20 protein-coding genes are annotated in these 20,567 nt (G+C 69.7%); 7 read left to right on the top strand and 13 right to left on the bottom strand.

From position 1 onward, the window contains the following. From pgsA to PHN62_RS07655, 5 genes are all read right to left on the bottom strand, one after another. Positions 1-729 (bottom strand): CDP-diacylglycerol--glycerol-3-phosphate 3-phosphatidyltransferase (gene pgsA / locus PHN62_RS07675; RefSeq protein ID WP_367187008.1); only part of this gene is annotated, 729 nt, incomplete at its 3' end. A 1-nt stretch (position 730) separates the two neighbouring features. Further along, a complete protein-coding gene (gene uvrC / locus PHN62_RS07670; protein WP_300148591.1) occupies positions 731-2,695 on the bottom strand; it encodes an excinuclease ABC subunit UvrC in 1,965 nt (654 codons plus the stop codon). A 628-nt stretch (positions 2,696-3,323) separates the two neighbouring features. Continuing rightward, positions 3,324-3,740 (bottom strand): dihydroneopterin aldolase, encoded by a 417-nt coding sequence (locus PHN62_RS07665; protein WP_300148589.1) that lies wholly within the window; start codon positions 3,738-3,740, stop codon positions 3,324-3,326. Continuing rightward, complete coding sequence (locus PHN62_RS07660; RefSeq protein ID WP_300148587.1) at positions 3,737-4,516, bottom strand: SDR family oxidoreductase; 780 nt, start codon at positions 4,514-4,516, stop codon at positions 3,737-3,739. The genes PHN62_RS07665 and PHN62_RS07660 overlap by 4 nt, the downstream gene beginning before the upstream one ends. Then, positions 4,513-6,393, bottom strand: coding sequence for an ABC-F family ATP-binding cassette domain-containing protein (locus PHN62_RS07655; protein ID WP_300148585.1), 1,881 nt, complete (start codon positions 6,391-6,393; stop codon positions 4,513-4,515). The genes PHN62_RS07660 and PHN62_RS07655 overlap by 4 nt, the downstream gene beginning before the upstream one ends. 176 nt (positions 6,394-6,569) lie before the next feature. Here PHN62_RS07655 and PHN62_RS07650 point away from each other — a divergent pair, with 176 nt between their 5' ends. From PHN62_RS07650 to PHN62_RS07640, 3 genes are all read left to right on the top strand, one after another. Then, positions 6,570-7,310 carry an SCO family protein gene (locus tag PHN62_RS07650; RefSeq protein ID WP_300148583.1) on the top strand — a complete coding sequence of 247 codons (741 nt, stop codon included), beginning with the start codon at positions 6,570-6,572 and terminating at the stop codon, positions 7,308-7,310. Between the two features lie 99 nt (positions 7,311-7,409). Next, positions 7,410-7,946 carry a YbjN domain-containing protein gene (locus PHN62_RS07645; protein ID WP_300148580.1) on the top strand — a complete coding sequence of 179 codons (537 nt, stop codon included), beginning with the start codon at positions 7,410-7,412 and terminating at the stop codon, positions 7,944-7,946. A 119-nt stretch (positions 7,947-8,065) separates the two neighbouring features. Beyond that, positions 8,066-8,620 (top strand): YbjN domain-containing protein, encoded by a 555-nt coding sequence (locus PHN62_RS07640; protein WP_300148577.1) that lies wholly within the window; start codon positions 8,066-8,068, stop codon positions 8,618-8,620. Here PHN62_RS07640 and PHN62_RS07635 read toward each other — a convergent pair. The 4 genes from PHN62_RS07635 to PHN62_RS07620 form a co-directional block, all read right to left on the bottom strand. Next, entirely contained in the window at positions 8,591-9,136 is a 546-nt protein-coding gene (locus PHN62_RS07635) for a periplasmic heavy metal sensor (protein WP_300148574.1), read from the bottom strand. The genes PHN62_RS07640 and PHN62_RS07635 overlap by 30 nt on opposite strands. Continuing rightward, positions 9,133-9,567: a hypothetical protein gene (locus PHN62_RS07630; protein ID WP_300148571.1), complete on the bottom strand. Its 435-nt coding sequence runs from the start codon at positions 9,565-9,567 to the stop codon at positions 9,133-9,135. Before PHN62_RS07630 ends, PHN62_RS07635 begins: the two co-directional genes overlap by 4 nt. 22 nt (positions 9,568-9,589) lie before the next feature. Next, entirely contained in the window at positions 9,590-10,153 is a 564-nt protein-coding gene (locus tag PHN62_RS07625; protein ID WP_300148568.1) for an RNA polymerase sigma factor, read from the bottom strand. Positions 10,154-10,251: 98 nt separating this feature from the next. Continuing rightward, the gene (locus PHN62_RS07620; protein WP_300148565.1) at positions 10,252-11,268 is read right to left on the bottom strand and encodes a hypothetical protein; all 1,017 of its coding nucleotides are present in this window, start codon (positions 11,266-11,268) and stop codon (positions 10,252-10,254) included. Positions 11,269-11,408: 140 nt separating this feature from the next. On the opposite strand from PHN62_RS07620, the gene PHN62_RS07615 reads away from it, so the two are divergent. Together PHN62_RS07615 and PHN62_RS07610 are read left to right on the top strand one after the other, a co-directional pair. Then, positions 11,409-13,589, top strand: a complete 2,181-nt coding sequence (locus PHN62_RS07615; protein ID WP_300148562.1) for an ATP-dependent RecD-like DNA helicase — start codon at positions 11,409-11,411, stop codon at positions 13,587-13,589. Positions 13,590-13,743: 154 nt separating this feature from the next. Further along, entirely contained in the window at positions 13,744-14,601 is an 858-nt protein-coding gene (locus tag PHN62_RS07610; protein WP_300148560.1) for a neutral zinc metallopeptidase, read from the top strand. A gap of 116 nt (positions 14,602-14,717) precedes the next feature. Here PHN62_RS07610 and PHN62_RS07605 read toward each other — a convergent pair whose 3' ends face one another. Continuing rightward, a complete protein-coding gene (locus PHN62_RS07605; RefSeq protein WP_300148557.1) occupies positions 14,718-15,440 on the bottom strand; it encodes a tetratricopeptide repeat protein in 723 nt (240 codons plus the stop codon). A gap of 79 nt (positions 15,441-15,519) precedes the next feature. Here PHN62_RS07605 and PHN62_RS07600 point away from each other — a divergent pair, with 79 nt between their 5' ends. Both PHN62_RS07600 and PHN62_RS07595 read left to right on the top strand, forming a co-directional pair. Then, complete coding sequence (locus PHN62_RS07600; RefSeq protein ID WP_300148554.1) at positions 15,520-15,831, top strand: SCP2 sterol-binding domain-containing protein; 312 nt, start codon at positions 15,520-15,522, stop codon at positions 15,829-15,831. 22 nt (positions 15,832-15,853) lie between these two features. Continuing rightward, positions 15,854-16,873 (top strand): alpha/beta fold hydrolase, encoded by a 1,020-nt coding sequence (locus PHN62_RS07595; RefSeq protein ID WP_300148551.1) that lies wholly within the window; start codon positions 15,854-15,856, stop codon positions 16,871-16,873. A 115-nt stretch (positions 16,874-16,988) separates the two neighbouring features. Here the strand turns inward: PHN62_RS07595 and PHN62_RS07590 are convergent, their stop codons facing one another. The 3 genes from PHN62_RS07590 to PHN62_RS07580 all read right to left on the bottom strand — a co-directional run bounded on the left by PHN62_RS07590 (position 16,989) and on the right by PHN62_RS07580 (position 20,417). After that, positions 16,989-17,402, bottom strand: a complete 414-nt coding sequence (locus PHN62_RS07590; protein WP_300148549.1) for a hypothetical protein — start codon at positions 17,400-17,402, stop codon at positions 16,989-16,991. Positions 17,403-17,495: 93 nt separating this feature from the next. Beyond that, positions 17,496-18,083 (bottom strand): hypothetical protein, encoded by a 588-nt coding sequence (locus tag PHN62_RS07585; RefSeq protein ID WP_300148546.1) that lies wholly within the window; start codon positions 18,081-18,083, stop codon positions 17,496-17,498. Between the two features lie 9 nt (positions 18,084-18,092). Beyond that, complete coding sequence (locus tag PHN62_RS07580; protein ID WP_300148543.1) at positions 18,093-20,417, bottom strand: hypothetical protein; 2,325 nt, start codon at positions 20,415-20,417, stop codon at positions 18,093-18,095. Positions 20,418-20,567 lie beyond the last annotated feature (150 nt).

The following is a 20,567-nucleotide window of genomic DNA, read 5'->3' as shown; positions in this document are numbered from 1 at the left end:
AGCGCGCCTCCAGAGTCCGCAGCCAGGCCACGAAGGCGGCGGCGCTCTCCAGAGCCTCCGCCGGAGGGGCGAGCTTCTCCTCGCCCCGCCCGATCCTCTCGCGCAGCCAGGCGAAATAGAGCACCTGCACAGCCGCTTTCCCTTCTCCTGAGCCATCATCCAGAGCGCCGTCTTGCGCAGGTAGTCCCAGCCCGTGACCACCGTCAGCGCCGCCGCCACCCACAGAAGACCCAGAGCCAGAACCATGAACACGCCGAAATAATCCGGACGGCTCATCTGCGGGCCGATCCAGGCCGCATGGAAGAGAAGAACCGAAATCGCCGTCATCTGCGCGGTGGTCTTCCACTTCGCCAGACGCGTCACCGCCAGATTCACCGATTTCCCCGCCGCATATTCGCGCAGACCCGCGATCAGCGTCTCGCGCAGCAGGATCAGCGAGGCCGGAATCAGGAAGCTCAGGTAAGGCCCGTAGCTGAAGGCCAGCGCGAAGAGCGCGCAGGTCACCATGGCCTTGTCGGCGATGGGATCCAGCATCTTGCCGAACTCGCTGAACTGGTTGAGCTTGCGCGCCAGATAGCCGTCCACGAAGTCGGTCAGCGCGCCCACAGCGAAGATCGTCAGCGCGATCCAGTCCGCCGTCGGGCGCTCGACCATGCCGTAGACCAGCACCACGAAGGGAGTCGCGATCAGACGACCGATGGTCAGAATGTTGGGGATCGTCCAGATCACGTCAGCCCTCGCCGTGAAAATGCTCATGAATGCGCCGCGCCAGAGCCTCGGAGACTCCAGGCGCGCGCGCCAGCTCAGCCATGTCCGCCTCGGCGGCGGCCTTGGCCGAGCCGAAATGCGCCAGAATGGCCCGCTTGCGCGCCGGGCCCACGCCCTCGATCTCGTCGAGAGGGTTGACCGCAGCCGTCTTCGCGCGTCGCGCCCGATGGGCGCCGATCGCGAAACGATGCGCCTCGTCGCGCAGGCGCTGCAAGAAATACAGCGTCGGATCGCGATGAGGAAGCGCGAAGGGAGTCCGGCCCGGACGATGCAGCATCTCCTTGCCCGCGTCGCGGTCCTGACCCTTGGCGATGGCGAGAAGCTCCAGATCCTCCACGCCCATCTCCGCGAGGATCGCCCGGGAGGCCGACAATTGCCCCGCGCCGCCGTCGATGATCGTCAGATCCGGCCAGAGGCCCTTCGTGCGGTCGGGATCCTCGCGCTGGAGCCGCTCGAAGCGGCGGCGCAGGACCTCCTTCATCATGCCGAAGTCGTCGCCGGGCGTCAGATCCTCGCCCTTGATGTTGAACTTGCGATATTCGGTCTTGAGCCAGCCCTCCGGCCCCATGACCACCATGGCGCCCACGGCGTCGCGGCCCATGATGTGCGAATTGTCGTAGATATCGACGCGGGAGGGCGGGCCCTCGAGATCCAGAGCCTCGGCCAGACGGGCCAGAAGCCGCCCCTGAGCCGCCGAATCCGCCAGACGCCGCGCCAGGGATTCCCGCGCGTTGCGCAGGGCCTGTTCGACCAGAACCTTCTTGTCGCCGCGCTGAGGCTGCTGAATCTCCACCTTGCGCCCGGCGGCCTCGGTGAGGGCGGCCTCCATCAGCGCGGATTTCTCCAGCCTGTGGCTGACCAGCAGCAGCCGGGGCGCCGGGCGGGTCGCGTAGAACTGCCCGATCACCGCGTCGAGGATGGCCTCCTCGTCGGCCTCGGGCGGCAGACGCGGGAAATAGGCCCGGTTGCCCCAGTTCTGGCCGCCGCGATAGAAGAACACCTGCACGCAGGCCTGTCCGCCCTCAAGATGCAGGGCGAAGACGTCGGCCTCGCTGACGGCCTCGACGTTCACGTCCTGACGCGCCTGCACCGCCGACAGGGCCCGGATGCGGTCGCGCAGAGCCCCCGCGCGCTCGTATTCCATGGCGGCGGCGGCGGCGGACATCTCGGCGGCGAGGTGCTCCTGGATCTTCGTCGAGCGCCCGTCGAGGAAATCCGCCGCCTCGCCGACGAGTTCGCCGTAGGCCTCCCGCGAGATCAGGTCCACGCAGGGCGCCGAGCACCGCTTGATCTGATGCAGCAGGCAAGGCCGCGAGCGGTTGGCGTAGACGGAATCGGCGCAGGTGCGCAGAAGGAAGGCCTTCTGAAGCTGGGCGATGGTCTGGGTCACCGCCTGGCCCGAGGCGAAAGGCCCGAAATAACGCCCCTTGACGCTGCGCGCCCCCCGCCAGCGCGTCAGACGCGGCGCGGCGGTCTCCTCGGCGATGAGGATGTAGGGGAAGGACTTGTCGTCGCGCAGGAGCACGTTGTAGCGCGGCTTCAGCTGCTTGATGAGGTTCGCCTCCAGCAGGAGGGCTTCGGTCTCGGTGCGCGTGACCACGAACATCATGCTCGCCGTGGCCGAAATCATCCGCTGGATGCGCAGCACATGGCCCGCATGGCTCGTATAGGCCGAGACCCGCGCCCGCAGACTCCGCGCCTTGCCCACGTAGAGCACGTTCCCCGCCGCGTCGAACATCCGGTAGACGCCCGGAGATTCCGGCAGGGTCCGCCAGAGGCGGCGGATCACCTCCGGCCCGACCTCGACCGGCGCGCCGTCCTCGGGCGCCAGAGGCGCGCCGCCCTCCTCCTCCAGAGTCAGGGGCGGAGCCTCCTGATCCGGATCGGGAAGGGCGTCGGACGAGAGGGGCTTGCGGGGGCCGCTCATGGCGGATCTCCTTGGCGAAGCGGACGGGAAGGAAGCGGACAGGCGACACGGAAGGGCGTTTCCCTAAAGTTCGCTCTTCGACGCGCAAGCTTCAAGCCCCCAGACGCGGAGTCCGTCGCGCGCGGCCTGGCGGACCTGCGGAATCCGGGAAAGGGCGGGCGCGCGGAATCTCCCGAATCGTCAACGGATCCTCAACCCTTTCTCCGGCCGGGCCGGGCCTCGGGAATCATCCCCAGACCCTGTGGATAAGTCTGAGGAAAACCGGCTGAAGATTCCTGCAAGGGCCTGTAATCTCAAGGATCGGAGCGGATCGGTCAAAAAAGAGGCAAATTCGGCAATCTGCTGATAAATCATGGAATTTCGCACCACAGGCGAAGGAATCGCGCTCTTTCCATCCATGAGGCGGCTGCTCGCCCGCAAACGCGCTTGTCAAGTCTGTGTCATGAAAAAAACCGTCGCAGAAATTTCACAGCCCAGGCTCAGGGGATATTTATACATGCAAATACAAGAGTCTGGAAAGGAACCCGACTCCAGAGCCTGCGGAAGACCCCCGGGAATCAGGGCTTTCCGCCGCAGGCGGGTGAAAACATGTGGATAACTTCCTGACCGGCCGCGCAGGAAACCCGAATCAAACCCGCTTGCGGCGACGGAAGATCTCCGCGCCCACAGCTCGCGCGCGAGGCACGGCGGCGGTCTTCTCCACCCGCACGCGCACCGCCTCCACGCGGCCGTCGGAGAGGCAGAGCTCGGCGATGGCCTCCACGAGGCTCTCGACAAGCTCCGTATGCTTCTCGCGGGCGAGCCGCTCCACCTGCTCGCAGGCCGAGGCGTAACAGACCACCTCGGCGTATTCCGGATCCTGCCTGCGGATCTTCGCCGGAACGAAGATCGCCGGAGACGCCCGCAGATCCGGCCCGAGGGTCAGCTCGATGTTCACGAGGATCGGCTGAAAGGCCAGCTTCTCGTGATGATAGACTCCGATGGAGGCGCTGATCTGGAGATCGCGGATGAGGATCTTGGTGTATTCGTCCTGAAGCTGGGTCATTCGCGTCCTCCGACGATGTCCGGCGTGCGCCAGCCGAGATGCTGGCCGCCGTCCACCGCGATCATCTGGCCCGTCACGGCGCGGGCCGAGACCAGATAGCGCAAGGCCGCGCAGATGTCGCCCGGATCGGCGCCGCGCTCCAGGATCAGCCCCGCGCGCTGACGGGCGAAATGCTCGGGAGTCTGACGGTCGTTGGCGAGGGTCGGGCCGGGGCCTATGGCGTTGACGCGGATCTGCGGCGCAAGACCCTGGGCCGCCGTCTGGGTGAAGGCCCAGAGCGCCGCCTTGGCCAGGGTGTAGCTGCTGAACATGGGCGTCAGGCTCCAGACGCGCTGATCGGCCATGTTCACCACCAGAGCCCGCGCCAGAGGCTCGCCGTCCCGGATCTCCGCCTCGGGAGCCTGAGCCGCGAAGGCCTGGGTCAGGACGTAGGGCGCGCGCAGGTTGGATTCGAAATGCCGGTCCCAGACCTCGCGCGTATTGCTGGCGAGGGTGTCGAATTCGAAGATCGAGGCGTTGTTGACCAGCAGCGTCAGGGGGCGGCCCAGAGCCTCGGCGGCCAGAGGGACGAGGCTGCGGACCTCCTCCTCCTTCAGGAGATCCGCCCGCAGGCCGACGGCCTTGCGGCCCATGGCGCGGATCTCCGCGAGGACCTCCGCGGGGTCCGAGCCGTGATGATGCACGGCGACGTCCCAGCCCTGGGCCGCCAGGTCCAGAGCCATGGCGCGGCCCAGCCTTTTCGCCGCGCCGGTCACCAGAGCCGCGCCGGGGGTCATGTCTGGCCTTCCTTCTCCAGGGTTTCGAGGCGGCTGGAAGCCTCCATCCAGAGCTCCTCCGCCCGCTCCAGGCCGCCGAGGATCTCGGCGCGCTTGAGCTGAAGCTCCGTGATCTTCGCGCCGTCGGCGGATTCGTAGAGCGTGGGATCGGCCAGGCGCTCGTCGATGCGGTCGCGCATCTCCTCCAGCCTGGCGACGCGGGCCTCGTTGGCGGCGACCTCGGCCCGCAGAGGCGCCAGAGCCTTGCGCAGTTCCGCCGCGCTCCGCCGCGCCGCCGTGCGGGCCGAACCGGCTTTCTCCGCCTCGCCGCCCGCTCCGCCCCGCTCCGCGAGCAGAAGGCGCTTGTAATCCTCCATGTCGCCCTCGAAGGGCTTCACGCCGCCGTTCCCCACCAGCCAGAGCCGATCCGCCACCGTCTCCACGAGATGCGGATCATGGCTCACGAGGATCACGGCGCCGCCGTAGTCGTTCAGGGCGAAGGTCAGGGCCTCGCGGCTTTCGATGTCGAGGTGGTTGGTCGGCTCGTCGAGGATCAGCAGATGCGGCGCGTCCAGAGCCGCGAGGAACATCAGCAACCGCGCCTTCTGGCCGCCCGACAGCCGCTCCACAGCGGCGTCGGCGAGTTCGCCGCCGAAGCCCGCGCCGCCCAGACGCCCCCGCAATTGCGCCGGAAGCTCCGTCGGGCGACGGCGCAGCAGATGCTGATAGGGGCTTTCGTTGAGCACCAGCTCTTCGACCTGGTGCTGGGCGAAATAGCCCACCTTCAGCTTGCGGGCCGTGGTGGCCTCGCCCGCCATGAGGGGGAGGCGTCCGGCGATCAGCTTCGAGAGCGTGGACTTGCCCTGTCCATTGGCCCCGAGCAGCGCGATGCGGTCGTCCTGGTCGATGCGGAAATCGAGGCCGCGCAGCACCGGCTTGCCGTCATAGCCCACCGCGCCCCCCCGCACCGCCAGAAGCGGCGGAGGAAGCTCCTCGGGCGTGGGGAAGTGGAAGTCGGCCACGCCGCCCATCTGCTCCACGGCGATGGGCTTGAGCCGCTCCAGCATCTTGATGCGGCTTTGCGCCTGACGCGCCTTGCTGGCCTTGGCGCGGAAGCGGTCCACGAAGCTTTGCAGATGGGCGCGCTGGAGATCCTGCTTGCGCTTCAGGGCCTGCTGCTGCTCCAGACGGGCGCGGCGCTGGGCGTCGAAATCATCGTAGCCGCCGCTGTAGGTCGTGAGCTTCCGGTCATGCAGATGCCAGATCGCGTTCACGGCCCGGTTGAGCAATTGCCGGTCATGCGAGATCACGATGAAGGTTTTCGGATAGCGCGCGAGATAGGTCTCCAGCCAGACCACGCCTTCGAGATCGAGGTGGTTGGTCGGCTCGTCGAGAAGCAGGAGATCCGGCTCCGAGAAGAGCAGGGCCGCCAGAGCCACCCGCATCCGCCAGCCGCCCGAGAACTCCTTCGAGGCCCGCTGCTGCGCCTCGGCGTCGAAGCCGAGCCCGTGCAGGATCGAGGCCGCCCGCGCCGGCGCCGCATGAGCCCCCATGTCCGCCAGCCGGGTTTCGATCTCGGCGCGGCGGAGGGGCTCGGCGGTCTCGGCCTCGGCGAGCAGGGCGGCGCGCTCCAGATCGGCGGCCAGGACGATCTCGATCAGGCTGCGGTCGTCGGCGGGGGCCTCCTGAGCCACAGCCCCCACGCGGCCGCCGGGCGGCAGCCGGATCTCGCCGTCGTCGGGCGAGATCTCGCCCTGCAGCAGCCGGAAGAGCGTGGTCTTGCCCGCGCCGTTGCGCCCGACGAAGCCGATGCGATGCCCTTCAGGCGCGACGGCCGTCGCCTCCTCGAAGAGCGGGCGGCCCTCGATGCGGTAGGTGAGGTTGCGAATCGAGATCATCGGAGCATCCGGAAGCCGGGGGACGGAAAGCCTGTCTGGATAAGGCCGGAAGCCCGCCGCTTCAAGTCTCCGGGAGGTGGAGCCCCCGCCCTTTCCCTGCGGCGAGAGGACTCTGGCCTTCCGGAGCCCCCCGCCTGTAGGGTCTCGGCGCAAAAGGATGGATGGAGGGCCAACCCGTGTTCAGACGCCGGTTTCTGACGATGCTCCTGCTGCTGCTCGGCGTGGCCGGACTGGCCTGGTGGACCAGCGGACAACGAAGCCTCATCCCCGGACAGATCCTCGGCGGAGGCGGAGGCGGCTCCTTCTGGACCTCGCTCACCTCCGGCGCGGGCGCCGCCTGGAGCCGGATCTTCGGCGGCGGAGACGGAGGCCTCGGGGCGGCCTCGGCCCCGGCGGGCGGCAGATGCTCCGGAGAAGCGGAGGGCGCGGCCATCGGCGGCCCCTTCTCGCTCGTCGACCAGACCGGCGCGCGCGTCACGGACAAGACCCTGACCGGCCAGCCGCTGCTGATCTATTTCGGCTTCACCTTCTGTCCGGACGTCTGCCCCGTCGGACTCGACCGCATGAGCGAGGCGACCGAAATCCTGGAGGCGGCGGGCCGGAAGGTCACGCCGGTCTTCATCACGGTGGATCCCGAGCGCGACACCATTCCGGTCATGGCCGCCTACACGCAGCATTTCCATCCGCGCATGATCGGCCTGACCGGAGACCTCCAGGAGATCGACGCCGCCGCCCAGGCCTACAAGGTCTATTACGGCAAGCGCCCCGATCCGGATTTCGCCGACGGCTACACCATGGACCACACCGGCTTCACCTATTTCGTCGACGCGCAGGGCCGTTTCCGCAGCTTCTTCCGCAACGGCGCGACCGCGCAGGAGATCGCGGACGGCGCGGCCTGCCAGATGGCCAGGGGATGACGACAGGCCCCTCAAGGCGCATCAAAAGGCGAAATTAGCCGTTCCCACCCGTTTTGAAACCTCCTAAACACGAAGAGGGAGCCATCACGGGAGGAATTCATGAAGTCTGCGCTTCGTCTTTCGCGCGCGGCCCGACGCGCGATCTCGGCGGCCGTCCTGCTTCTCGGCGCGGCCGCGGCGCCCTCGCGCGCCGAAGCTCCGCCTGCGGGCCTCTCCCTCCTCGACGGCTCCGACGTCGGGAGCATCCTCGAGATCGCCCGGCAGTTCGGCTCCGCCGAGCGCAGTCAGGATTACGCCGGAAACCCCATGCTGCGCGGCAGGGCGGGAGGCCTCTTCTATCTGGTCGTCTTCCAGGATTGCTACAGGGGGCCCTGCGGGAGCATGCAGATGCGCAGCTCCTGGCTCGGGGATCGGGAGTCCGTCCCCAGCCCCGAGGCGCTCGCGACGTGGAATCTCCTCTCGCGCTTCTGCAAGGCGTCGCTGTTCGGCTCCAGCACGATGCTCATGATGGACGTCTCGCTGACGGGGGGCGTCTCGCGACGCAACGTCGAATCGAACTTCGACCTCTGGACGAGCTGCCTGAAGTCCTTCGAGACGCAGGTGATCGTCAGCGGCGCCGGAACCTGGAGGATCTAGCTCCGGAGCCGCCGCCCCGCCCGAAAGGCCGGGCTTCGCAGGACCGGGATTCCGGCTTATCCTCTTGAGGCGCGGCGGTTTCCGCTCCGTCCGCGCCTCAGCTTCCGGAGGATCGCGCCATGACTCGTCTCGCCCTCTCCTGCGCTGCGGCGCTTCTGGCCTTCGCCCTCCCCGGCGCTCCGGCGGCCGAGGCCCGGGGCCCCGAGGATCCGGCCCTGATCGGCGCCGGAGACCCCGAGGTCATCCGCGCCCTCGCCGCCGAGATCGGGACCGCCACGCTGACCGCCGATCCCCTCGGCGATCCTCTGGTGAGAGGGCGCATCGGCCGGACGAACTACAGCCTCTATTTCTTCGATTGCCGCGAGAAGACAAACGACGCCTGCGCAAGCATCCAGTTCTACGCCGTCTGGGATGTGGGCGCCGTCAAGCCGGACGCCGCCTTCGTCAACGTCTGGAACACCGAATACCGCTATTGCAAGCTCTACCTCGACGACGAGCAGGACCCCAGGCTGGAGATGGACGTGAACCTGAAATACGGCATGCCCGCCGGAAACCTGCGGGCGAACTTCAGGCTCTGGCGCGACTGCCTGAACACCTTCCTCGGCTACATGGGGAAGAAGCTCCCCCTCTCCCCCGGCGCGCCCTCAGGGAGCGGGGGGACGACGGATCTCTGAGCCCGCCCCCGGCGCAGGCCCCGAGCCCCCTTCCGGCGGAGGGCCGCCCCGCTGCGGCCCGGCCGGACGGCGCAGCTGCGCGGCGTAGGTCGCGCGCTCCGCGTCGGTCATCCGCCCGACGATGGCCATCAGATCGCGATGGGCGTCGCGGGTCAGGGCCTCGCCCTGCTCGCGGATGACGTCCAGCGCCGCCTCCAGGGCCGCCGGGACGAAGGGCCGCGCCTCCAGAGCCAGAATCGCGGCGTCGCGGGCGGCGTGGATCTCGGCGCGCTTGCCGCGGCGGGTCTCGCGGGAGGCCTCGAACATCGCCCGCACGTCGGCCCGGCGCGCCTCCGGCAGATTGCGCAGCCAGTGGCCCACCTCGCCGCCGCCCTCGGGTCCGGGCGGAGGGCCGCGATGATGGCTCAGGGCCCAGCCGCCCGCCGCGCCGATCAGGAAGAGATTCAGGATCAGCGAAGCGATCAGGGGCTTGCGCAGGCGGTCGCCCCGGGAGCCGGCGGGCGCGGTCGAAGTCATGATCCCTCCATCGGGTCGTCGGCGGCGAGAAGGTCGATGGTCTGGGAGACCAGAAGCTGGCCGTCCTCCAGAGAGGCGAGGCCGTCGCTCTGGATGGTCGTTCCCGTCCAGCTCGGCGCGGCCGCGCCCGTCGCCGCCCCGAGCCCCAGGGCCGCGCAGAAGGCCGCCGCCGCAGGAAAGCCGCCCAGCGCCCGCAGCCAGTCGGCGAAGCCCGCCCCGAAGGCCCGGCCGCGCGCCGGAGCCCGCTCCATCCGGACGGATCGAGCGGCGCGCGTCGCCGCGATCTGCGCCGAGACCTGGGCGGCGTCGGCGAGAATGCGGGCCGTCAGGGCTTCCGGGATCTCCGGTTCGCGCTTCCGAGTCTCGCTGAGCAGCGCGTCAAGCGCCGCATCGCTCCCGGAGGCGAAAAGGGTCTTGTCCGTTCCAGACATGTCAGGCCTCCTCCTTCACGTGTCATCTCCATCCGCCGAGGCGGGCGGCGAGGCTCGCCTTGAGCCCCCGGCGCGCCCGCGCCAGCAAGGATTCCATCGCCTCCACGCTCACGCCCAGAGCGGCGGCGGCCTCCTCGTTGCCGACCTCGGCGAAATGCCGAAGCGTGAGGGCCGCCCGCTGGCGTTCGGGCAGTTCGCCGATGGCGGCGCGGGTCAGGGCCGCCCTTTCGGCCTGGTCGATCCGCTCGAAGGCCGAGAGATCCGGGTCGGGGATCTCGGCGGCGGCTTCGTCGTCCAGCGGCTGCTCCCGACGGCGGCGCAGGCGGTCGTAGCAAAGGTTCGTCGCCACGCGGTGCAGCCAGGTGGAGACCTTCGTCTCTCCGGGCCGCCAGTCGGGCGCCAGACGCCAGAGCTTCAGCATCGCCTCCTGGGCGACGTCCTCGGCTTCGGCCTCGTCGTTCAGCATGCGCCGGGCCAGCCGCAGCACGCGCGACGCATGCCGGCCGGTCAGAAGGCGGGCGGCGGTCTGGTCGCCTTGCGCGAACAGAGCCATCAGCCGATCGTCGTCCGCCTCCTCCAGCGCCATGCCCGCTCCCGTCCTTCAGACCCGCCCTCCGGCGGCCCCGCTTGCCTGAGAGGCCGCGCGCCTCTTTCGCGGAGCGCGCGGCCGGTCGTCTCCCGGCCTCAGAGATCGGCCGCCGGAGCCTCGGGCGCCGCTTCGGGAGCCGGGGCTTCGGGCCGCGCCGGGCGGCGCGCGTCGCGCAGCCGCTCGACGATCTGCTTCGCCGTGTCGAGTTCGGTCTTCTCGATCACGCCGTCGCCGTCGATGTCAAGCAGAGCGAAAAGCCGCTCGTAGGGCTGCGCGAAGGCCTCCAGAGTCGTCGCCCGCTCGAAGCCGGGACGGAAGCCCCGCGGAGCCTCGCCCCGGGGTCCGCCCTCGGCGCGGCGGCCTTCGCCGGAACGCCCCTCCGGACGCGGACCGCGCTCGCCGCGGAAGTCGGGACCGCCGCGGCCCTCGCCCTCCCAGCGGCGCTCGTGGCCGTGGCCGTGGAAGCGGGGGCCGTGCTCGCGCTCGCCGCTGCGGAAATCGGGACCGCCGCGGCCCTCATGGCCGTGGGGCCGGGAGTCGGGGCCGCGACGCTCGGCGCGACGGTCTTCGCCGCGATGGGCGACCGGACCGCGATCATCTCCCCGACGATCTCCGCGCGCTTCGGGACCGCGCTCCTCGCGAGGCCCCATCCGGCCTTCGGGGCCGCGCGGGCCGAAGGCCGGACGCGCCGCCGCCAGCTCCCCGGCGGACAAGGCGCCGTCGCCGTCCTTGTCGAGGCGGGCGATCTGGGCGGCGCCCAGCTCCTCGGCGGAGAGCTTGCCGTCGCCGTCCTTGTCCAGAGCGGCGAAGCGGCGGGCGGGCGCCTCGGCCATCCAGGCCTGACGATCCGCGCGGGAGATCTCGCCGTCGCCGTCCTTGTCGAGTTCGGCGAAGCGGGCGGCGGCGGCGGCAAGGGCCTGCTCGCGGGTGATCCTGCCGGCGCCGTCCTTGTCGATTTCTCCGAAGAGGCGCTCGGCCTGACGGATCACGGCGGAGTCGCCGCCGAAGCCGCCGGGGCCGAAGCCCGGCGCCGGCTGCGCGGAGACGGAGGCCGAGGCCAGAGCCAGAGGCGCGGCCGTCAGGGCGATAAAGAGCTTGCGCGAGACCTGCATTTGATGTTCTTTCTCGATTTGACCAACACGACTTTTCAACGCCGCCGGGTTTCCCCCGGTCGGCGTTTTTGTTACGCAGGAGCGGAGCGCATCCGTCGCGCGATTTTCACAAAATCCGACTTCCCTCTCAGGAGACGCGGATGGAAAGCGGCCTCGGCCTCGAAGAAACCCTGAGCGGCGCCGTCGAACGCGTGATCTTCCACGCGCCCGACACCGGATTCGCCGTGCTGCGGGTGCGGCCCGTCGGGCGGCGCGAGCTGGTCGCGGTGGTCGGGCGGATCGCCGCCGTCGGCGCGGGCGAGACCATCGAGGCCACAGGAGTCTGGCGCAACGACCCCAATCACGGACTCCAGTTCCAGGCCCGCGAGATCAAGGCCACCGCGCCCGACGGCGCCGCCGGAATCGAGGCCTTCCTCGGCTCGGGCGCCTTTCCGGGCGTCGGCAGAGCCACCGCGCGCAAGCTGGTCCTCGCCTTCGGAGAAGAGGTCTTCGACGTCATCGAACGGACCCCCGCCCGGCTCAGCCGCGTGGCGGGGATCACCTCGGCCAGGGCGAAGGAGATCGCCGAAGCCTGGGGAGAGCAGAAGGCCGCCCGCGAAGCCATGGTCTTCCTGCAGGGCCATGGGGTCGGGCCCGCTCAGGCCGCCGCGATCTACAAGGCCTGGGGCGCCGCGACTCCGGCGCGGGTGCGGGCCGATCCCTACGCCCTCGCGCGCGAGATCAGGGGGATCGGCTTCGCCAGCGCCGACGCCCTGGCCCAGAGGCTCGGGGCCGCGCCGGACTCGCCCCAGAGGATCGGCGCCGGCCTCTGGCGCGTGCTGGAGGAGGCCCTCGGCGACGGACATTGCGCCCTCCCCCGCGCCGAAGCGACCGAACGCGCCGCCCGCCTCCTCGGCGTGGATCAGATGAAGATCGAGGAGACCGCCGCAAGGGAGATCGCCGAAAGGCGCCTGATCCTCGACCGGATCGGAGAGGAGCCCTGCCTCTTCCAGCCCTGGCTCCACGCCGCCGAGAGGGGAATCGCCCGGAGGCTGAAGGACCTCGCCAAAGGCCCGCCGCCCTGGTCCGCGCGCGGCCTCGCCCTCTCGCCCGAAGAGGCCGCCGCCCGCAGCGGCATGAAGCTGGAGGCCAGCCAGCTGGCCGCCCTGCGTCTGGCGCTCTCCTCGAAGGTCATGCTGCTGACCGGCGGGCCGGGCGTCGGCAAGACGACCCTCACCAACGCGCTCCTGCGCATGCTGGAGCCCCATGGCCTGACGCTCAAGCTCTGCGCGCCCACGGGCCGCGCCGCCAAGCGCCTGAGCGAGACCACCGGCCTCACCGCCACCACCATCCATCGCCTGCTGGAGACCACCGGCGTCGGCGGCGGCTTCCAGCGCAACGCGGATAATCCGCTCGAATGCGATCTGCTGGTGGTCGATGAAAGCTCGATGATCGACGCGCCCCTGATGCAGGCGCTGCTCAAGGCGACGCCGCCCGAAGCCGCCATGCTCTTCGTCGGCGACGCGGACCAGCTGCCGCCCGTCGGGCCCGGACAGCCCTTCGCCGACATGATCCGCAGCGAGGCCCTGCCCACCGCCCGCCTGACCGAAGTGTTCCGTCAGGCGGCGGAAAGCCGGATCGTGCGGGCGGCCCATGCGATCAATCGCGGCGAAGTCCCCGACCTCTCGCGGCCCGACGGGGATTCGGATTTCTACTTCATCCCCGCCGAGGACCCCGAAACCGCCGTCCAGAGGGTGGTCGAGGTGGCGCGCGACCACATCCCCCGCCGCTTCGGATTCGATCCCCTGCGCGAGATCCAGATCCTCACCCCGATGAACCGGGGGAGCCTCGGGGCGAAATCGCTGAATCTGGCGCTTCAGGCGGCGCTCAACCCCGATCCTCCGGCGAAGGTCGAGCGCTTCGGGACCACCTTCGCCGTCGGCGACCGCGTGATGCAGACCGAAAACGATCATGAACGCGAGGTCTACAACGGCGATCTCGGATTCATCGAGGAGATCGATCCCGCGGAGGAGAGCCTCCGCATCCGCTTCGACGGCCGGACGGTCGGAGTCGGATTCGAGGCGCTGGACAAGCTCGCCCTCGCCTACGCCGTGACGATCCACAAGTCCCAGGGCTCGGAATATCCCGCCGTGCTGGTGGTGCTCGCGAACCAGCATCACGTGATGTTGCGGCGGAACCTGCTCTACACCGCCGTGACGCGCGGCCGGAAGCTCGCGGCGATCATGGGACAGGCCCGCGCCGTCGAGACCGCCGTGCGCCAGACGGAAGGGACGAGGCGATGGTCCCGCCTGACGCAATGGCTGCAATCGCCGGAAGGTTGAAGCCCGAACGCGGGGTTCGCGGAAGGAATCCCGCGCGGAGACGGATCCCGGCGATTGCCTTTTCGCCCCATCCCCTGCATTTTGGAGACCTGCGCCATTTTGCGCCACTCCCGGCGCGAAAGGGCGGTCCCCGAGATTCTGAAGAGACGAACGCATGAAATGGCAAGGGCGCCGCGGCAGCGGCAACATCGAAGACCGGCGCGGCCTGAAGGCGGCGGGCGGAGGCCTGGGCCTCGGCGCCATCATCCTCTTCCTCGCCTCGATCTTCTTCCCGGACGCGGTGCCTCTGCTGCGGATGGTCGGCGTGGGCCAGCCCGGCGCGCCGGGCCAGCAGCAGGTCGCGCCCGGACAGGTCGACCCCAACGATCAGGCGGCGCAGTTCATCTCCGTGACCCTCGCGGACACCGAAGAAGTCTGGACGCAGATCTTCCGCGAGGATCTCGGCGCCAGCTACGTCAAGCCGACGCTGGTGCTGTTCTCCGGCGCGACCACCTCCGGATGCGGCGCCGCCGAGGCCGCCAGCGGCCCCTTCTATTGCCCCGCCGACCGCAAGGTCTATCTGGACCTCGACTTCTTCCGCACGCTGGAGCGTCAGCTCGGGGCGGGCGGACAATTCGCTCAGGCCTATGTGGTGGCCCATGAGGTCGCCCATCACGTCCAGAACCTGACCGGAGCCGTGCGGCGCGTGGATCAGGTGCGCAGCTCGGGCAACCGCCTCCAGACCAATCAGGCGACCGTGCGGCTCGAACTCCAGGCCGATTGCTATGCGGGCGTCTGGGCCAACCGGGCGCATCAGAACTTCGGCATCCTGGAGCGCGGAGACCTCGAAGAGGCCCTGAACGCCGCCGCGAAGATCGGCGACGACGCCCTCCAGGGCCGCTCCGGCCGCGTGCGCCCCGAGACCTTCACCCATGGCACCTCGGAGCAGCGGCAGCGCTGGCTGACCACCGGCCTGCGCGGCGGAGACATCCGCCAGTGCGACACCTTCTCGCCGGATTACGACGATCTGTGATCGCCGCCGCCCGGACCTCCCGAAAACGCCATGGCCCGCCTCCCCGGAGGCGGGCCATGCGATTCCAGATCCCCGGGCCCGCTCAGGCCCGCCTCAGGGAAGGCCGCGCTCCCGGCTCAGGCGTCCCGCCCGTCGATCTCCTGCTCCAGGCGCTCGATTCCGCCCCTGGCCGTCTTGCTGAAGGGATTGATCTCCAGAGCCCGCCGGAAAGCCGCCAGAGCCTCGCGCGGACGGTCCATCTTCTCCAGAATCGCCCCGAGCCCCGACCAGGCCGCGAAATGACGCGGCTCCAGCTCCACCGCCCGCCCCACGTCGGCCAGAGCCCGGCCGAAATCCCCGTCGGCGTAGGCGGCGGCGGCCCGCGAGCTCCAGCCTTCGGGGAACTCCGGCGCGAAGGCGATCAGCCGCGAGAAATGCGCCTTCGCCTTCCCCAGCTCGCCCGCCGCGACGGCCCGTTTCCCGCGCAGCAGCAGCAGATCCAGCGTGTCCGAGCCCGATTCCGACCAGAGACGCCCGATCTGCGCCTGAACCCGCGTGGCGGCGCCTTCCGTCAGGCCCGGTTCGAGCAGCTCGGCGAAGAGCGCGTCGAGGCGCTCCGCGCGGGTCCGGGGCGTCGCCTCGTCCGTCGGCTCGGGGGCGGAGGGCTCGGCGGCTCCGCTCTCCATATCGGGGATGGCGAAGGGCTCCGCGCCCCCGGACTCCAGATCCTGGGCCCCGGCGGAGAAGCTCGCTCCCAGCAGCAGAAGCAGCGCCGCTCCTGCCCCGAGGGCGCCCTTTCCAAGCCCGCGCCGCGCGCGTAGAAGCCTTGCGTGCATGGCCTTCCCCTTCGAATTCGTCATGGCGGCGCCCTGGCCTTGCCGTTATCCTAAACGCCGCCGCAGGGCCCGCGAAGGCTCCCATAAGCTCAGGAGGAATATGATGGACGCGCAGAAGATCGCCAAGGCCGTTGAAACGGCGAAGGACAAACTTTCCGGCGCCGATTCCCTGGGGGCCACGATCCTCTTCGAGTTCAAGGACGGCGGAGCGGTCTTCGTGGACGGCCGCGGCGGCGCGCCCGAAATCCGGGAAGGCGCTCCCGGCGAGGAGGCCCAATGCACCATCCGCGCCAATTTCGACACCTTCAAGGAGCTGATGGACGGCGAGCTCAATCCGACCGTCGCCTTCATGACCGGCAAGATCAAGATCGACGGATCCATGGGCGTGGCCATGAAGCTGGCCCAGATCCTCTGAGGACCGCCCGGAGCGACCGCCCATGAGACGTTTCAGCCTCATCCGTCAGGCCGCTCAGGCGCGGGCCATCGCCGGGGCTCTGCGCCGCCATGGGCGCGAGCAGCGCAGCCCGCCCTACGCGCCGGAACCGACCGTTCCCGAAGGAGCCGAAGGCTTCTGGGTCCAGCCGGACCAGCGCGTGCGGCTGAGGGCCGCCTTCTGGCCGGGCAGCGGGCGCGGATTCGTGATCCTGCTCCAGGGCCGGGCCGAGTTCCTCGACAAATACGTCGAGGCCGTGGGCGAATGGCGCGCCCGGGGCTTCGCGGTGCTCGCCTTCGACTGGCGCGGACAGGGGCTCTCGACGCGGCAGGCGGCGGATCGCCGCCTCGGATATGTCGAGGACTTCAAGGAGTTCCAGCAGGATCTCCAGGCGGTTCTCGATCACCCGCTCGTGCTGGAGATCGCAGGCCCCAAGCTGATGGTGGGGCACTCCATGGGCGGGGCCATCGGCGTCGAGGCGCTCGGCGGGCCGCTGCGCGAACGCTTCGCCGGAGCGGTCTTCACCGCGCCCATGCTCGGGATCTCGCTGGAGCCGGGCGTGGAGCGGCTGGCGCGTCGGCTTTCGGCGCGCTTCGTGCGGATCAAGCTCGGGCAGCGGCGGGCCTTCGGACAGGAGCGCCGCAGCGGCGCCGAACGCCCCTTCGAAAACAACAGCCTGACCAGCGACGAACGCAGGTTCAACGTCATGGCCCAGCTTCTGAAGGCGAATCCCGAGCTCGCCATCGGCGGGCCGAGCTGGGCCTGGCTGGCGGCGGCCTTCCGGGAGATCGACGCTCTGGCGGCGCGTCCGCGCGAGTCTCTGGGCCTGCCCTGCCTCGTCTTCACCTGCGAGCGCGACACGGTGGTGCAGAACGCCGCCATCGACGTCTGGGCCGAACGCGAACCGCTCTCGCGGCTGGTCAACCTGCTCGACTGCCGCCATGACGCCTGGATGGAGAGCGACGCCATCCGCCAGAAGCTCTGGCGCGAGATCGACGGCTATCTCGGAGAACGGGGGCTCTAGAGCATTTTCCAGCGAAGCCGAATGGCTTCGCGTCGCGAAAATGCGGCCAGACAAGAACCTGGAGCGTCTGAACGATCCGACGTGATCGGAAAACGCTCCAGGGGGCCGCCGGTCCTCAGGCCCGCCGGATCCTCTCGATGGCGAGCGCGCAGAGGCCGCCGGCCAGACAGATCAGGCCGAAGGCGAAGAGCGTCTCCGGAAACCTCTCCCAGCCGAGGAAGGGGGCGGCTCCGGCGAAGCCCTTCAGCACCCCGGCCGGCAGGCTGCGGTCCCGGGCGTAGAGCAGGAATCCGGCGGCCAGAACTCCGAAGCCCAGAGCCAGCCGCGCGACGACTTCGCCGGACGGCGTCTCCAGGACCGCCGACTGGAGCAGGAAGAGGAGCAGGAGCGCGACCGGAAACATGTTCGGAACGATCAGGCGCAGGCCCCGCCCGAGCGCCCGCAGGATCATGTCCAGGGCCGCCAGGACTCCATAGCCCATCGCCAGCCAGAAGACGATCTCGTCGAGAGATCCGAACAGATGCGCCATCGCCGCCCTCCTGAAGATCGCGCCTCAGGATGGCGGCGGGAGGATGAAAGCCGGTTTAAACGCAGGCCGGAAGGAGATCGGCCGCAGGAGGGCTCAGGTCAGGGCGCGCAAGGCGGCCTCGACCTCCTCGGGGCTCCGCGCCGCGTCGAGGGCGGCGGAGACTCCCAGACGCCGCGCCTCCAGCCGCGCCGCCGCCGAGCGCCAGAGCGCCGCCATGTTCAGCCAGACCTGCGCGAGCTGGTCGGCGGTCTCGGCCGTCACGCCGACCTCCGCCGAGAGCAGCGGATAATCCGCCAGATCCGGAGCGGTCGCCGCCGCCCATTCCCGAGCCTCCGCCTCCTTGGCGAGATAGACCATCTCCTGGCCGGGCAGAGCCGTCACGAAGGCGGCGCGCGCCGCCGCGACATGCGCATCCAGAACCTGCCGCGCCGCCGTCCGGGCCCTGGCGGTCAGCGCCGCCCGGACGACCGCCCCGGGCACGCCCGCCGCCCGCAGACGCTCCGGCGTCATGACGGCGTAGGTCACGCCCTCATGCGTCAGGGTGAGCCGCTCGCCGGATTCCTCCGGGGGCTCGACGAGCGGAGGATCCGCAGGACGAAGAGCCTGCGGCTCGGGCAGATTTTCCGGCTCGGGGATGTCGCGCCAGAGCTTTTCAAGGTCAAATTCGTCAGGAACGCTCATGTCGGATCCTCACAGGGTCGCCAGATTGGACGAGACGACGTTGCCGTCCGGGGCGGCGCCGGCCGCGACGCCCGCGACCCATCTTCCGGCCATGTCCGGGCCATGGATCACGGCGTCCGCCCAGAGCGCGCGCTTGCCGTAGGGGCTGGCGATCACCAGGCCGGTGGCGCCCGCCTCGCGTTCGAGAGTCGTCGACCTGAGGCCGACGAACAGATCCGGCGGGCCGAGATCCGCAGCCGTGCGTCCGACGAGGCCATCCTGATAGCCGCGCGTCGTGAGGCCTCCTCCGGGCGGGGCCGGAAAGCGGATCGTCAGGAACTCCAGGCCGACCGTGAGCCGCCCATGTTCGCGCGGCGCCGCGAGGAACCCCGCGCCATAGGACGCCCCGTCCGGGAAGAGGAAGTTCGTGAGCGTCAGCGTCCGGTTGACGTATCGCCCGGATGAGGAGGCGCCGATGATCCGGATCTGGGTCAGGGGACTGGCGAGCGAGACCTCCAGCTCCGTCGCGCCCCGCACGTAGTCGGACAGAAGCACGACGGTCAGCGCCGCCAGAGGCGGAGCCGTGCGGATCGCCTGACGGATCGAGCGATAGGGGCGCGCCGCCGAGCCGTCGCCGGCCGCGTCGTCGCCCTCCCCCTGATGGACATGGAAGCGCACGTCCAGCCCGGTCTCGACGTCGGCGGGCATGTCGTGGATCGTCGGGAGCCAGCCGCCCTCCCGCGTGACGACCCCCGCCGTCACGCCCGTCAGAGGCGCGGCGTTCTCGCCGAGCAGCATCCCTCCCCCCCCCACGGAGACACGCGGATTGAGGAAATCCGTCGTGTCGGAGATCCGCACCACCGTCGAGCCGAAGGGGCCCAGGCCCCAAGCCTGAACGGCGCCCTCCTGACCCCCGACATAGGAGGAGCGGCCGGGCATGGCGTCGCCCTCGATGCGGATCTGGGCGCCCTGTTGCGCATAGGCGCCCCAGCGGCCTCCGGAGATCTTCGCGCCGGGCATCCAGGCCGCCGAGCCATCGCTCGCGAAGAGAGAGGAAACGCCACCGTGGGCTTGAGCCTGCGACGCCGTCATGACGCCGTCGGCGGAAGCGGCCACGGCGTAGGATTCAGCCTGAGTGGAGACCATGGCGTAGAGCTGGAGATTGTAACCCTGTTGCGCCACGATGTTGCGCGACGCGCAGGAGACGCAGAGGCCGACGCCCGACACAGCCCCCCCGATCGCCCAGATCCCCGTCCTGCTCCCGCCGTGAATCCAGAGATCATAAGGATCGAAGCTGAGCGAGCCGCCGTAGAAGACGAGCACGCCTGTGCTGGACTCGTCGGATGTGGACATGTCGAGGGCGAGGTTGAGATGCAATCGGCCGGGCGGGCCGACGCGGGTGTCCGTGCCGATGACGAAGGCCCCCCCCTTAAGCGTGGACGCGACCTTCAGCGTGGTGTGGGCGATGCGGCAGGTCCCGGTCGCCGGAAAGGCCGGAAAGGCGGTTGGTCCGTAATGCCGTCCGAACACCGTGAAGGTTCCGGCCACGGCGTCGATCGCTTTGACCTGGAAGCAGCCCGCGCAGCCGTCCGCGAGTTGCTGCTCAGCCAGGTCGCCAGGACTCAAGGGCTGCAGCCGGACCATGCCGCCGACCGCGATCCCCTCCAGGCTCGCCACCCCGACGGTGATGCGGGTGATCTGGAGCGCGTTCGGACGAGCCGGATCTTTCGGACCCACGACCGCGACGGAGAGGCTGGTGATATCCGTCTTGCGCCAGATATTCTTGTCCGTTCCCCGCGCGCCCTCGATCCAGGTCACGATCGACTGGGAGGCCCGCACCCCCTTATCGAGCTCATGTTGTCCGGGCGCGAGACGGATGCGCACGGCGGGCCCCCCGCCCCAGGCCTCCTGAAGGCGGATGGCGTCCTGAAGGCGCGAGATCGGGAAATGGCCCGAAGGCCCGACGTCGATGAAGGCCGTCTGGCCGGGACGCAGCAGCAAAGGCGCGCCGATGAGCGCCGCCGCCTTGACCAGAGCCTGCACGTCGGAGCGCTCGACAGGGATCGGATAATCACCATCGCCATAAGCCGGCAAGGCCGGGGGACCGAAGATATCGAGCGAGTCGGAGGCGAGCATCCGCCGCCCGCCGAGCGTCTCCCCGTCGCCGATGCGCAGAACGCCCGCTTCATCCACCACGGCCAGGCCATGCGGAAGCGCCGACCCGTCGAGCTGGGCGCTGTCGCCCACCGGCAGCCTCGGGAGAGCCTCGCCCTTGTCGTCAGGCGACCAGACGCGGACCAGATCTCCGCCGCCGAGGCCGAGACCCGTCATGACGAGATCCCTTCGGTTGAACATGACGCGTCTCCTCCAGTCGTGGCCGCCCGGGCCGGACAGAGGCGTCCGGCGTCCGGAGCGGAGACTCGCAGACGGAGGCGCCCGGCGTCCAGCCCGGAACGGCGCAAATCTGCGCGAAAAGGTTGATTTCCCGAAGATCAGTCGGATAGG

It is taken from the genome of Neomegalonema sp. (genome assembly GCF_028688855.1).
Lineage (GTDB): Bacteria > Pseudomonadota > Alphaproteobacteria > Rhodobacterales > Rhodobacteraceae > Neomegalonema.
The sequence above is the reverse complement of the archived record's forward strand: the minus strand, read 5'-3'. Positions and strand labels throughout refer to the sequence as shown.